The organism is Actinokineospora auranticolor (genome assembly GCF_002934265.1).
In the GTDB taxonomy this organism is placed as follows: Bacteria; Actinomycetota; Actinomycetes; order Mycobacteriales; family Pseudonocardiaceae; genus Actinokineospora; species Actinokineospora auranticolor.
In genome coordinates this window covers 318619-331423 of record NZ_PTIX01000004.1, presented here as the reverse complement: position 1 = coordinate 331423, position 12805 = coordinate 318619, and the positions used below count along the sequence as shown (strand labels likewise).

Here is a 12805-nt window from a genome sequence, read left to right as displayed (position 1 = left end):
CTGGGGGCTCGGGCCCCCAGAATGACAGACGGGCGACACGGTCTGCGACCTCCGCAGACACGTGCCGCCCATCGTCCGTCGGGCTGACAGGATTTGAACCTGCGACCCTCCGCTCCCAAAGCGGATGCGCTACCAAGCTGCGCCACAGCCCGTAAACTCATGGCCCCTAGGGGCCGTACACCACTAGCCTAGCGGGGCACGCTAGGCTGTTTTCCGCACGGGGCGAAGATGCCTCTATGCGGGCGTAGCTCAATGGTAGAGCCCTAGTCTTCCAAACTAGCTACGCGGGTTCGATTCCCGTCGCCCGCTCTCTTAACGGCCGGACCTTCTCGGGGTCCGGCCGTTTTGTGCGCTTGGGACCGTTCCCAACCGGATGGACACTGGGAACGGCGTCCACCCACCGGACAGCCTCCGGGATAAGTGGCCCACGCCACAGCCAGCCGGGTGATTTCCGGGTGGTCCGGACCAAGAACGGATCAATGCCCGTGGTGCCGCCGCGGTGGAGTCGGTAGGCAGGAGCCATGTCGCAATCCAGCCATCTCGACCTCGACACCAGACCCCTGTCCCCCCTCGACCCGCCCGGCCCCGGTGGTGTGCGACGCACCGCGGTCGGGGCGGGCATCCTCGTCCTCGACGACGCCGGGCTGCTGCTAATGCTGCGCAGCCGCGACGGCCACCGGCTGCCCGGCGGCCCGCAGCCCGCCCGCGAGACCCTGCCGAACGCGGCCGTGCGCGCCGTGGAGGAGCGGACCGGGGTGCTGACCCGGATCACCGGCCTGGTCGGCGTCTACAGCGACGCCAGCGAGCCGTGGAGCGCGGAGCTGGCGGTGTGCTTCCGCGGTCGCCCGGTGGAGGGTCGGCTGCGGGTCGGCACGGCGGTGTGGGTGGAGCCGGAGCGGCTCGCCGACCTGGGCGTGCCCGAGGCGACCAGGCTGGTCGTCGAACACGGACTCGACGACCACCCCGACGCCTACTTCATCTGATTCCCACCGGTTTCCCAGTCCCCAAAGGCAGCGTCAGCGGAACGCCGGGCGCGGTGGGCGGCGGGCGTACTCGAACTCCAGCAGCGGCCGTCCGTCGCCGAAGTCGCGTTCGCGGATCAGCCCGGACTCGGCGAAGCCCGCCCGGGTGTAGAAGCGGCGGGCCCGGGTGGCCCCGGCCAGTGTCCACAGGCGCACGCGGCGGAAGTCGGCGGTGCCCGCCCAGACCTCGTCCAGCAGGGTCTGGGCGACGCCGCTGCCCCAGGCGTCCGGGTGCGCGTAGATCGCGTGCAGCTGGGCGTCGTGCGGGTTGTCCGGGTGCCTGCCGTACCAGGCGAAGGCGACCACCCGGTCGCCGCGCTCGGCGACGAGCACCACGCCGTCCGGCCCGAGTTCGGCCATCCTGGTGGCCCACATGGCGCGGCGGCGCGCGACGAAGACCGCGTGCCAGCGGCTCTCGAACAGGTCGCGGTAGGCGACCCGCCAGGCCTCGGCGTGCACGTCGCCGACCCCGGCGGCGTCGTCGGCGCCCGCTTCCCGGATCAGCACCGGGGCGCCGACCCTCACCACGCACCCGCCTCGGCGTCACCACCGACGAGCTGGGCTTTCCCCTTGAGACCGGCAACGGCCGGGACTGCCGTGCGATTCCCCATGCCGACCACCATATCGGGCCTGTCACGGGGGCTATACGACAAACGGCACGCCCCCGGGCCGGTAATCGCGGTGAAACCCGGCGCGCCGGTGGGGCGCGGGCGGAAAGGTGTGGCGGCAGCGCCGGTTCTGGCGTAGACAAACTGCTCTGTGGACACCTACACACTGCGCGAACTGACCGCCGACGACTTCCCCGCGGTCGTGGACCTGCTGGGCCGCGCCTTCCTCATCGAATACGACTCCGGGGCGATCGCCGAGAAGGACGCGTCGTTGTTCGGCAGTTCGCGCAACCTCGGCGCCTTCGACGGCGGGCGGCTCGTGGGGAACCTGCGCGTGCTGCCCCGCGAGGTCAGCGTGCCGGGGCGCGGGCTGGTGCCCTTCGACGGCATCTCCATGGTCGTCGTGGCGTCGGACCACCGCAGGCGCGGCCTGCTGAACCGGCTGATGCGCGAGACGCTGACCGAGGCGGGGACGCCGCTGGCCGGGCTGTGGGCGTCGGAGGCGCAGATCTACGGCCGCTTCGGCTTCGGCACCGCGTCGGAGGCGACGGAGTTCGAGGTCCCCGCGGGCGCGGCGTTCCGGCCGGAGATCGCGCCGGACGTGTCGTCGGTGCGCGAACTGCCCCGCGACGAGGCGATGGCGGCGGTCCGGGAGACCTACGCCAGGTTCGCCGAGCGCACCCCCGGGGTGCTGGGCCGGGAGGGCGCCCACTGGGACGCGCACTACTTCGAGGCGGGCAAGCCGGGCGTCAACCCGCGGCGCTTCGCCGTCCACCCCGACGGCTACGCGACCTTCCGCACCACCGTCAACTGGGGCGATCGCGGCCCGGACGGCCTCCTGGAGCTGCACGAGCTGGTGGCGCTGACCCCGGACGCCTACGCGGGACTGTGGCGCTACGCGCTCGACGTCGACCTCGTCGGCACGGTCACCGCGCTCGGCGCCACCGACGAGCTCCTGCCGCTGCTGCTGGCGAACCCGCGCGCGGCGGTGCGCAAGACCCACCACGCGCTGCACGTCCGGCTCACCAGGGTGCCCGAGGCGCTGGCTTTGCGCACGTACGCGGCCGACGCGGACGTGGTCGTCGAGCTGGCCGACGAGTTCTGCCCGTGGAACGCGGGCCGGTGGCGGCTCGGGATCTCCGGCGGCGAGGCGACCGTCGCGGCCACGACCGACCCGGCCGACCTGTCGACGAGCAGCACCGAGCTGGGCGCGGCTTTCCTCGGCGGCACCCGGCTGGCCGCGCTGGCCGCCGCCGGACGTGTCCAGGAGCACACCCCGGGCGCCGTGACCGTCCTTTCCCGCGCCTTCCAGGGTGATCGGGACCCGTTCTGCGGCGAGGTGTTCTAGCTCGATCGGCTGACTCACACCGGCGGGCGGGAACCTCGGCGGTGCCGTGCGGCGTTGTTCTGGGAAACGGGCATTCCGCAAGGAGGCGCAATGGGTGCCGTCGTGGTCGTAGTGGTGATCCTGGCCGTGGTGGCGCTCGGCCTGGTGGTGGTGCGCAACCAGGGCCAGGCCAAGGCCCGGCGGCTGGCGGACGCGCAGGCCGAGGCCCGGCGCTGGGTGGAGCGGCTGGGCGGGCAGGTGGTGAACCTGTCCGGCAGCGACGAGCCGTCCCGGCAGGCGCTGGCCGACGCGTCCGAGCGGTACACCGCGGCCGGGTCGCAGATGGAGCAGGCCCGCACGCCGGAGCAGTGCGCGCTGGTGACGAAGACGGCCATGGAGGGGCTGTACTACGTCCGGGCCGCGCGGCTGGCGATGGGCCTGGACCCGGGGCCGGAGCTGCCGGTGGACCGCGAGGCCGAACGCGCGGGTCGGGTCGAGGAAGACCGCAGGGTGTCGGTCGAGGGCCACGACTACCACGCCTCGCCGCACGCGGGGCAGGGCACGCCGTACTACTACCCGGGCGGGCGCGTCGCGGGGCGGCCGGTGCCGCAGGGCTGGTACAGCGAGCCGTGGTGGAAGCCCGCGCTGGTGGCGGGCGCCTGGGGCGTCGGGTCGATGGTGCTGTTCAGCGCGATGTTCTCGGGTATGGCGGGCATCCCGGACGCGGCGGCCTGGGAGGCGGGCTACGACGCCGGGCAGGCGGACGCGATGTCCGACTTCGACCAGGGCGGCGACGTCGGCGGCGACCAGGACTTCGCGGGCGGCGGCGATTTCGGCGGTGGCGGGGACTTCGGCGGCGGCGGGGACTTCGGCGGGGGCGACTTCTTCTAGCCCCGGCTCAGGCCGGTTGGCAGGTCGGGCACCAGAAGTTGTTGCGAGCCACCAAGACCTCGGTGCGGATCTCCGTGCCGCAGATCAGGCAGGGCAGCCCGGCGCGGCGGTAGACGTAGACCTCGCCGCCGTGCCGGTCCTGCCGCGGCGCGCGACCAGTCGCCTCCGGCAGGTGTTCGTCCCGGACGGTGTCGATGCGTCCTCTGTGGACACCCAACTCCATCAGCGCGACCAGGTCCGACCACATGTCGTCCCACAGCGCGCGGTCCAGGGACTTGCCGGGCGTCATGGGGTGGACGCCGTGCCGGAACAGCAGTTCGGCGCGGTAGACGTTGCCGACGCCCGCGATGACCGCCTGGTCCATCAGCAGGACCGCGATGGCCGAGCGGGAGCGGGAAACGCGGTCCCACACCCGTTCCTGGTCCGCGTCCGCGCGCAGCGGGTCCGGGCCGAGGCGGGCGTGCAGCGCGTCCACCTCGACGCCGGTGAGCACCTCGCAGCGGGTCGGGCCGCGCAGGTCCGTCCAGTGCGTGCGGCCGACCAAGCGCATGCGGACCTGGCCGACCGGGTCCGCCGCGGGCAGTGCCGACTCGGCGAAGGTGCCGTAGAGGCCCAAGTGCACGTGGACGACGCGGTCTTCGCCGTAGACGTGGAACAGGTGCTTGCCGTGCGCCTCGGCGCGCCGCAGGACCTGGCCGTCGACCAGAGCGGCGTCCGCGGCGAACCGGCCCTGCGGGCTGGTGACCCGGACCGCGGTGCCCGCGTAGCGCTCGTGGTGCAGGCGGGCCAGGCGGTGGAGGGTGTGGCCCTCGGGCACGGCGCTACGCCGAGGGGAGGGCCGGGGGCTCGCCGGTGCGCTCGTACTCGCTCAGCAGGTTGATCCGGCGGATGTGCCGCTCGTCCTGGGAGAACGGGGTGCCGACGAAGGCGTCGACGATGGCGAAGGCGATCTCGGTGGTGTGCATGCGCGCGCCGAGCCCGATGACCTGGGCGTCGTTGTGCTCGCGGCACAGCTTGGCGATCTCCGGGCTCCAGGCCAGCGCGGCGCGGATGCCGGGGACCTTGTTGGCCGCGATCTGCTCGCCGTTGCCGGAGCCGCCGAGCACGACGCCCAGGCTGCCCGGGTCGGCGGCCACGCGGCGCGCGGCCTCGACGCAGAAGGGCGGGTAGTCGTCGAGGGCGTCGTAGGCGTGCGGACCGACGTCGACGACGTCGTGGCCCGCCGCGGCGAGGTGGTCGGCGAGCAGGGCCTTCAGTTCGAAGCCCGCGTGGTCGGAACCCAGGTAAACGCGCACGGCGCCAGAGTCTGCCATCCACCACCCGGCGGTACCCAAGCGGGCGAACCCGGGCGTGTCCCGGGTAACAGCGGCCCCCGGTGCGGCGACGGCACTCCCATGACCGAAGTGCAGACGGCGCGGTCCGTCGCGGGCGTGGACGGTATGCCCGGTGGGTGGGTGGTCGCCACCGTGCGGCCGGACCGGTCGGTCCAGTGGGCCAGCGCGCGGACCGCGGCCGAGGTGGTCGACCTCACCGCGGAGTGCGCCGCGGTCGGGGTGGACATCCCGATGGGCTTGTCGGACAAGGGTTTGCGCGCCTGCGACATCGAGGCGCGGCTGCGGCTGGGCAACGCGCGGGCGTCGGTCTTCTACGCGCCGGTGCGCGCCGTGCTGTCCGCGACGACGTACTCGCAGGCGTGCGACATCTCGGCGGCGTGGACCACGATGGGCCACCGGATCAGCAAGCAGACGTGGGCGATCCTGCCCCGGATCCGGGACTGGGACGCGCTGCGGGCGGACGACCGGGTCGTCGAAGTTCACCCGGAAGTGAGCTTTCGGGCGCTCGCCCCGGAGGTCGAGTTCGCCTCCAAGCGCACCGCGATCGGGCTCGGCCAGCGGGTGGCCGCGCTGCGCGGGTTCGTCGACGCCGCGGGCGCGATGACCGGCGCGCCCGCCCCGGCGGGGCCGGACGACGCGATGGACGCGCTGGTCGCGGCGTGGTCCGCGACGCGCTGGTCGGACCGCACGGCGGAGGTCCTCGGCGGCGAACCCGACCCGTCGACCGGCCAGCCGATGCGGATGGTCGTGTAATGGAGCGCACTTCGGGTAGAACCGGCGAATGAGGTGGATCGAAGTCGCGGACCGGGTGTACGCCCGGCGCTACGAAGAACTCGACCAGACGCTCGGTCTCGTGATCGGCGACGAGCGCTGCCTGGTCATCGACACCGGGACCGACGAGCACCACGGCGCCGAGTGGGCCGCGGCCATCCGGGGGTTGACCGCGCTGCCGTGGACCGTGGTGATCACCCACGCGCACTGGGACCACTTCTTCGGCACCGCCGCCTTCGGCGACGCCCCGGTCCTGGCGCATCCCCGCTGCACGACCGAAATGCGCGAGCACGGCGGGGTGCAAGCCGAGAAGTGGGCCGCGAAGTACCGCGTGGACGGGCGGGACGAGGTGGCGGAGCGCCTGCTCTCCGCGCGGCTCGTCCTGCCGACCGAGGAGATCGCGGACTCCGTCGAGGTGGACTTGGGTGGGCGGGTGGTCTCGCTGGTGCACCCCGGTCGCGGGCACACCGACAACGACCTCATCGCGCACGTGCCCGACGCGGGTGTGGTGTTCGCTGGCGACACCGTGGAACAGGGCGCGCCGCCGTCGGTCGGCGAGGACTCGTACCCGCTGGAGTGGCCCGCCGCGCTGGACACCCTGCTCGGCCTGGATCCCCGGACCGTGGTTCCCGGGCACGGTGAGCCAGTGGACGCCGAGTTCGTGCTGGCGCAGCGCGCGGAGATCGCCGGGCGGTCGGACCGCTAGCGCTGGATCGACTTCACCTCGGTGAACTCCTCGAGCCCGTGGCGGCCGAGTTCGCGGCCGTTGCCGGACTGCTTGTAGCCGCCGAACGGCGCCACCGGGTTGAACGCGCCGCCGTTGATGTCGACCTGCCCGGTGCGCAAGCGCTTGGCGACCGCCAGCGCGCGCTCCGGGTCGGCGCTGAAGACCGCGCCTGCCAGGCCGTAGATCGTGGCGTTGGCGATCGACACGGCCTCGTCCTCGGTGCGGTACGGCAGGATCGACAGCACCGGGCCGAAGATCTCCTCTTGTGCGATGCGCATGTCTTGGCGCACACGGGAAAACACCGTCGGCGGCACGTACGCGCCCGTAGTGGGCAGGTGGCTGATGTCGGCCTGGTACGCGAGTTCGGCCCCGTCCGCCACGCCCGTGCGGAGGTAGCCCAGCACGCGGTCGCGTTGCGCGGCGGAGGCCATCGGGCCGATGCGGGTGGCCTCGTCGCGGGGGTGCCCGACGGTGTAGCGGGCAGCGGCCGCGGCGGCGAGCGCCGCTGCCTCGTCGTGCCGGTCCTCGGGCACCAGCAGCCGGGTCCACGCCGTGCAGGTCTGGCCGCCGTTGACGAACGCGTTGGCGACGCCGATCTTCACGGCGCGCGGCAGGTCGGCGTCGTCGAGGACGACGTTGGCGGACTTGCCGCCCAGTTCCAGCGCGACCCGCTTGACCGTGGCCGCCGCGACCGCGGCCACCCGGCGGCCCGCCGCGGTCGAACCGGTGAACGACACCATGTCCACGCGCGGGTGCGCGGCGATGGCCTCACCGACGACCTGGCCGGTGCCGTGCACCAGGTTGACCACGCCGTCCGGCACGCCCGCGACGGCGAGCACGGACAGGAACAGGTTGGCGTTGAGCGGCGCGACCTCGCTCGGCTTGAGCACGACCGTGTTGCCCGCGGCCAGCGCGGGCACGACCTTCGCGACGATCTGGTGCAGCGGGTAGTTCCACGGCGTGATCGCGCCGACCACGCCGACGGGTTCGCGCAGGACCAGCGAGTTCCCGATCTCCTCGCTGAACCGGTAGCCGCTCTCCAGCAGGTCCACGACCCCGGCGGCGGTGGCGATCGGCAGCCCGGCTTGGAGCTTCACCGCGAAGCCGAGCGGTGCGCCCATCTCGCTGGAGATCGTCGACGCGATGGTGTCGCGGTGGGCGGACAGGCCGTTGACGACCCGCCGGATGATCGCGGCCCGGTGCGCGGGGTCGGTGGCCGACCAGGGGCCGAAAGCCTCTGCCGCGGCGGCGACGGCGGTGTCCACATCGGCCGCGGTGCCCGCGGGGACGGTCGCGAAAACCCCGCCGGTGGCCGGGTCGACCACCTCGATCCGCTCCCCCGCCTGCTCGATCACCCGGCCGCCGATGACGTGCCCGATCTCCCGGCTGAGGTCGACACCCGCCATGGTTCCTCCCGCACTTGTGACACTCATCCGCACCTACGGGGGTCAGAGTGTCACATCGGGGTGCGGGAGCGCACGCACGAGATGAGCCGCGCACGGCGCACCGGACAATCGGCGCGCCGCGCGCGGCTCACTCCCCCCGGCCGGAAAGCGGACCGGACCACTTGAGACGGTCGAACCGGACTAGTCGAACTTCAGCTCACCGGTGCGGCTGCGCTTGAGCTCGAAGAACTTCGGGTAGGACGACAGCAGGACCGCGCCGTCGAAGACGTTGAGCGCGTCCTGGCCGCGCGGGATCTCGGTGAGGACCGGGCCGAAGAAGGCCACCCCGTTGACGTGGATGGTCGGCGTGCCGACGTCCTGGCCGACCGGGTCCATGCCCTCGTGGTGGGACTTGCGCAGCGCCTCGTCGTACTCGGTGCTGGTGGCGGCGTCGATCAGGTCGGCGGGCAGGCCCGTGTCCGCCAGCGCGCCCTTGATGGCCTCCAGGTAGTCCTTGACGCCCTGGTTGTGGATCCGGGTGCCCAGCGCGGTGTACAGGTCGCGCAGGACCTCGTCGCCGTGCCGCTGGGCGGCGGCGATGGCGACGCGGACCGGCCCCCAGCCCTTGGCCAGCGATTCGCGGTACTGCTCGGGCACGTCACGGCCCTCGTTGAGCACCGACAGGCTCATCACGCGGAAGCTCAAGTCGAGGTCGCGGTGCTGCTCGACCTCCAAGATCCACCGGGAGGTGATCCAGGCGAACGGGCAGATCGGGTCGAAGTAGAAGTCGACCTTGGTCTGCCCGGTGGACGCAGGTGCGGTCATCAGGTCTCTCCCAGTTGTGCTCTTCGCCGCTCACGACCGGCGCGCGAACGGCCCCAACACCACCAACACGCGGCTTCTGGGAAAGCTTCCCGCGCCTCCTCGACACCATCGGCCCGCACGGCGTGATTGGATGCCATTGTCAGTAACGCACCAACCCTGCTATCTCTGCCCTGGTATCCCCAGTCCGACCGACGAGTTCGCCGAGGTGTTCGAGTGGCCGCGCCCAACCTGACCCGAGACCAAGCCCAACAGCGGGCCGCGCTGCTGCAGGTGGCGTCGTACTCCATCGAGTTGGACCTCACCGACGGCCTCGGCCAGCCGGGCGAGGCGACTTTCGGCTCGCGCAGCACGATCCGCTTCACCGGGACCGAACCGGGCGCGGAGACCTTCATCGACATCGTCGCCGAGTCGGTGCTCTCCGCCGAGCTCAACGGCGTCGCGCTCGACGTCTCCGGCTACACCCAGGAAACCGGCCTCCGGCTGCCGGATCTCGCCGCGGACAACGTGTTGACCGTCACGGCGACCTGCCTGTACACCAACACCGGCGAGGGCCTGCACCGGTTCGTCGACCCGGTGGACAAGGGCGTCTACCTCTACACGCAGTTCGAGACCGCCGACGCCAAGCGGATGTTCGCCTGCTTCGACCAGCCCGACCTGAAGGCGACCTACCACATCGCGGTCGTCGCGCCGGAGTCGTGGAAGGTCATCTCCAACTCCGCCGCCGCCGCGGTCGAGCCGGTCGACGGCGTGGAAGGCGTCTCGCGGCACGAGTTCGAGACCACCAAGCCGATGTCGACCTACCTGGTCGCGCTCGTGGCGGGCCCCTACGCCGAATGGCGCGACGAGTACACCGACGAGCACGGCACGATCCCGCTCGGCCTGTACTGCCGCGCGTCGCTGGCCGAGCACATGGACGCCGAGCGGCTGTTCACCGAGACCAAGCAGGGCTTCGGCTTCTTCCACGACAACTTCGGCGTGCCGTACCCGTTCGGCAAGTACGACCAGTGCTTCGTACCGGAGTTCAACGCGGGCGCCATGGAGAACGCGGGCTGCGTGACCTTCCTGGAGGACTACGTCTTCCGCAGCCGGGTCACCCGCTACGCCTACGAGCGCCGCTGCGAGACCGTGCTGCACGAGATGGCGCACATGTGGTTCGGCGACCTGGTCACCATGCGCTGGTGGGACGACCTGTGGCTCAACGAGTCCTTCGCCACCTGGGCCAGCGTCCTGGCGCAGGCCAACGTGACCGAGTACGAGCACGCCTGGACCAGCTTCGCCAACATCGAGAAGTCCTGGGCCTACCGGCAGGACCAGCTGCCGTCCACGCACCCGGTCGCCGCGGACATCCCGGACGTGCAGGCGGTCGAGGTCAACTTCGACGGCATCACCTACGCCAAGGGCGCCAGCGTCCTCAAGCAACTGGTGGCCTACGTCGGCCTGGACAACTTCCTGTCCGGGCTGCGGGTGTACTTCGCCAAGCACGCCTGGGGCAACGCGACGCTGTCGGATCTGTTGGGGGCGTTGGAAGAGGCGTCCGGCCGCGACCTGTCGTGGTGGAGCGCGCAGTGGCTGGAGACCACCGGCCTCAACTCGCTGCGCGCCCGGTTCGACGTCGACGCGGACGACAAGTTCACCGAGTTCGCGGTGCTGCAGGGCGGTGCCAAGCCGGGCAAGGGCGAGCTGCGCACGCACCGCGTCGCGATCGGCGTCTACGACGACGTCGACGGCAGGCTGGTGCGCACGCACCGCGTCGAGATCGACGTGTCCGGTGAGCGCACGGACGTCCCCGACCTGGTCGGCGCCGCGAGCGGCAAGCTGGTCCTGGTCAACGACGACGACCTCACCTACTGCACCATGCGGCTGGACCCGGGCTCGCTGACCACGCTGATCGACCGGATCGGCGACATCACCGAGCCGCTGCCCCGCACGCTGTGCTGGTCGGCCGCCTGGGAGATGACCCGCGAGGCCGAGCTGAAGGCCCGCGACTTCGTCACCCTGGTCTGCCACGGCCTGGCCGCCGAGACCGAGGTCGGTGTCGTGCAGCGGCTGCTGCTGCAGGCGCAGACGGCTCTGGGCTCGTACGGGGACCCGCAGTGGGTGCCGCGCGGCTGGCAGCAGTTCACCGACCGCATCCTGGCGCTGGCGCTGGCCGCGGAAGCCGGTTCGGACCACCAGCTGGCGTTCGTCAACTCGCTGACCGGCTCGGTGCTCGACGAGGCCAAGCTGGCCACCCTGCGCGGCTGGCTGGACGGCTCCGCGCCGCTGGCCGGTCTGGTGGTCGACACCGACCTGCGCTGGCGGCTGCTGCACTCGCTGGTCGCGCACGGCGCGGCCGCGGAGTCCGAGATCGACGCCGAGCTCCAGCGCGACTCGACGGCGGCCGGTCGGCGGCAGGCGGAGATCGCCCGGTCGCTGCGGCCGACCGAGGAGGGCAAGGCCGAGGCCTGGCGCCGCGCGATCCACGACGACGACCTGCCGAACGCGATCAACGAGGCGATCATCGCGGGCTTCTCGCACCCGTCGCAGCGACCGCTGCTGGCGTCCTACGCGCCGCGCTACTTCGCCGACGTGGCGGACGTGTGGGCCCGCCGGTCGAGCGAGCGGGCGCAGTCGGTCGCCCTCGGCCTGTTCCCGGCGTGGGCGGTCACCCGGTCCACGGTGGAGTCCGCGGACGAGTGGCTGGCAGGCGAGGACCACCCGCCCGCGCTGCGGCGGCTGGTCTCCGAGGGCCGCGCGGGCATCCTCCGCGCGCTGGCGGCCCGGGAGTTCGACGGTTCCTGACCGGAGGCACAGGGCCCGCGACCGCCGGTCGCGGGCCCTTTTCGTTGCTGGACAAGCAAAAGGCCCGGACCAGAGCGGTCCGGGCCGGTTCGCTGTCGTGCGCCGTCAGCGCCGGGGGGCGTGGCCCGCCTGGTCCGCCAGCATGCGCAGGGCGCTCACCAGGCCACCGATCAGGTCGCCCTCCTTGAAGGAGGCCACCATGCTCATGACGGCCAGGTTGCAGCCCCGGTCGGTCAGCCTGCGGGACGACTCGGTGCCGGTGACGATCTCCACCCGGCGCTTGCCCGGGGAGACCGCGATCAGGACCGCGTCCGCCGAGTCGGGGATGGTCGCGTGCAGCTCCTCCGCCCGGTCCCGGGAGTCGTTGCCCAGGTCGCCGAGGTAGACGCTGAAGGCGATGCCGGTGGCCCGGGAGGCCAGGGTCAGCGCCTCGTCCAGCCGGGTGAGCTGGACGGTGTTGAACGGCAGACCCGGGGGCGCGACCTCCTTCTGCCGGGCGACGGAGATCCGGCCGCTGGCCGTGCGGGCCGCGCCGTAGCCGTGCTCCGGGTCCTCGAGGACCGTGTCGGCGGTGTTGCGGTGGGCGAGTTCACCAGCCACCACGAGCACCTCCCTTCGCGGTGCGCACCGGCTGGGCCGGGGCGTCGTTGTGCGGGGTGTGGTGGGCGGCGTGCGCCGCACCGAGCCCGGCGGGGTTGGCGGTCCACCACACGGGCTCGTGCTCCCACTCCTGGCCGGGGCGGTAGCGCGGGGCCTTGGCGAACTTCTCGCGCAGCGTCAACAGGGCGATCACGCCGTAGATGGCCAGCGGGATCGCCGCGAAGACGAGAAGGGTCTCGACGAGCGTCACAGCGGATACGGTAGCCGACAGGCGCGTGACCGGCCGCGAGACCTCCGGCTGGGACCTACCCCGGTGACCCCGGGGTGTGAACACCGCTCCGGGTGGGCAACCCGGTGGTCGCACCGCGTGAGTGGTTGGTGCTCTCCTGGTAAGGCTGCTGCGCCGAGTGCCGTCCTCGGGGGTAGCGCTTTCTGCCTATCGACAAGGGGCGAACGGCCCCAAACCAGCAGGTTGCAGCCCTTGGGAGGGCCGGACGTCTTGTCCGTTACCGATCTGCGCCATAGCTTTCACCT

General features: G+C 72.2%; 13 protein-coding genes and 2 tRNA genes. 7 read left to right on the top strand and 8 right to left on the bottom strand.

The features are described 5' to 3' along the window. Positions 1–78: 78 nt before the first annotated feature. Positions 79–152 (bottom strand) — tRNA-Pro (locus CLV40_RS09970). Positions 153–238: 86 nt separating this feature from the next. Between CLV40_RS09970 and CLV40_RS09965 the strand changes: the two genes are divergently transcribed. Next, positions 239–309: transfer RNA gene (locus tag CLV40_RS09965), tRNA-Gly, on the top strand. Positions 310–521: 212 nt separating this feature from the next. After that, on the top strand, positions 522–983 hold the full coding sequence (locus CLV40_RS09960) for an NUDIX hydrolase (protein ID WP_104478555.1): 462 nt from the start codon (positions 522–524) through the stop codon (positions 981–983). Positions 984–1016: 33 nt separating this feature from the next. On the opposite strand, the gene CLV40_RS09955 is transcribed toward CLV40_RS09960, so the two are convergent. Beyond that, positions 1017–1550, bottom strand: coding sequence for a GNAT family N-acetyltransferase (locus tag CLV40_RS09955; protein ID WP_104478554.1), 534 nt, complete (start codon positions 1548–1550; stop codon positions 1017–1019). Positions 1551–1781: 231 nt separating this feature from the next. On the opposite strand from CLV40_RS09955, the gene CLV40_RS09950 reads away from it, so the two are divergent. Together CLV40_RS09950 and CLV40_RS09945 are read left to right on the top strand one after the other, a co-directional pair. Then, positions 1782–2978 (top strand): GNAT family N-acetyltransferase, encoded by a 1197-nt coding sequence (locus CLV40_RS09950; RefSeq protein WP_104478553.1) that lies wholly within the window; start codon positions 1782–1784, stop codon positions 2976–2978. Positions 2979–3068: 90 nt separating this feature from the next. Continuing rightward, entirely contained in the window at positions 3069–3848 is a 780-nt protein-coding gene (locus CLV40_RS09945) for a hypothetical protein (protein WP_104478552.1), read from the top strand. A gap of 7 nt (positions 3849–3855) precedes the next feature. Here the strand turns inward: CLV40_RS09945 and CLV40_RS09940 are convergent, their stop codons facing one another. Next, positions 3856–4665 (bottom strand): Fpg/Nei family DNA glycosylase, encoded by an 810-nt coding sequence (locus tag CLV40_RS09940; protein WP_104478551.1) that lies wholly within the window; start codon positions 4663–4665, stop codon positions 3856–3858. Positions 4666–4669: 4 nt separating this feature from the next. Then, entirely contained in the window at positions 4670–5143 is a 474-nt protein-coding gene (locus CLV40_RS09935; RefSeq protein WP_104478550.1) for a ribose-5-phosphate isomerase, read from the bottom strand. A 99-nt stretch (positions 5144–5242) separates the two neighbouring features. Here CLV40_RS09935 and CLV40_RS09930 point away from each other — a divergent pair, with 99 nt between their 5' ends. Both CLV40_RS09930 and CLV40_RS09925 read left to right on the top strand, forming a co-directional pair. Next, positions 5243–5935 (top strand): DUF429 domain-containing protein, encoded by a 693-nt coding sequence (locus CLV40_RS09930; protein WP_104478549.1) that lies wholly within the window; start codon positions 5243–5245, stop codon positions 5933–5935. 28 nt (positions 5936–5963) lie between these two features. Continuing rightward, the gene (locus tag CLV40_RS09925; RefSeq protein ID WP_104478548.1) at positions 5964–6659 is read left to right on the top strand and encodes an MBL fold metallo-hydrolase; all 696 of its coding nucleotides are present in this window, start codon (positions 5964–5966) and stop codon (positions 6657–6659) included. Here CLV40_RS09925 and CLV40_RS09920 read toward each other — a convergent pair. Both CLV40_RS09920 and CLV40_RS09915 read right to left on the bottom strand, forming a co-directional pair. Next, on the bottom strand, positions 6656–8086 hold the full coding sequence (locus CLV40_RS09920) for an aldehyde dehydrogenase family protein (RefSeq protein ID WP_219823939.1): 1431 nt from the start codon (positions 8084–8086) through the stop codon (positions 6656–6658). The genes CLV40_RS09925 and CLV40_RS09920 overlap by 4 nt on opposite strands. A gap of 180 nt (positions 8087–8266) precedes the next feature. Beyond that, positions 8267–8890: a mycothiol-dependent nitroreductase Rv2466c family protein gene (locus tag CLV40_RS09915; RefSeq protein ID WP_104478546.1), complete on the bottom strand. Its 624-nt coding sequence runs from the start codon at positions 8888–8890 to the stop codon at positions 8267–8269. Positions 8891–9103: 213 nt separating this feature from the next. Between CLV40_RS09915 and pepN the strand changes: the two genes are divergently transcribed. Next, a complete protein-coding gene (gene pepN, locus CLV40_RS09910; protein WP_104478545.1) occupies positions 9104–11671 on the top strand; it encodes an aminopeptidase N in 2568 nt (855 codons plus the stop codon). Between the two features lie 105 nt (positions 11672–11776). Here the strand turns inward: pepN and CLV40_RS09905 are convergent, their stop codons facing one another. Together CLV40_RS09905 and ctaJ are read right to left on the bottom strand one after the other, a co-directional pair. Further along, entirely contained in the window at positions 11777–12274 is a 498-nt protein-coding gene (locus tag CLV40_RS09905; RefSeq protein WP_181043416.1) for a DUF5130 family protein, read from the bottom strand. Then, positions 12261–12521: an aa3-type cytochrome oxidase subunit CtaJ gene (gene ctaJ / locus CLV40_RS09900; protein ID WP_104478544.1), complete on the bottom strand. Its 261-nt coding sequence runs from the start codon at positions 12519–12521 to the stop codon at positions 12261–12263. The genes CLV40_RS09905 and ctaJ overlap by 14 nt, the downstream gene beginning before the upstream one ends. Positions 12522–12805: the final 284 nt, after the last annotated feature.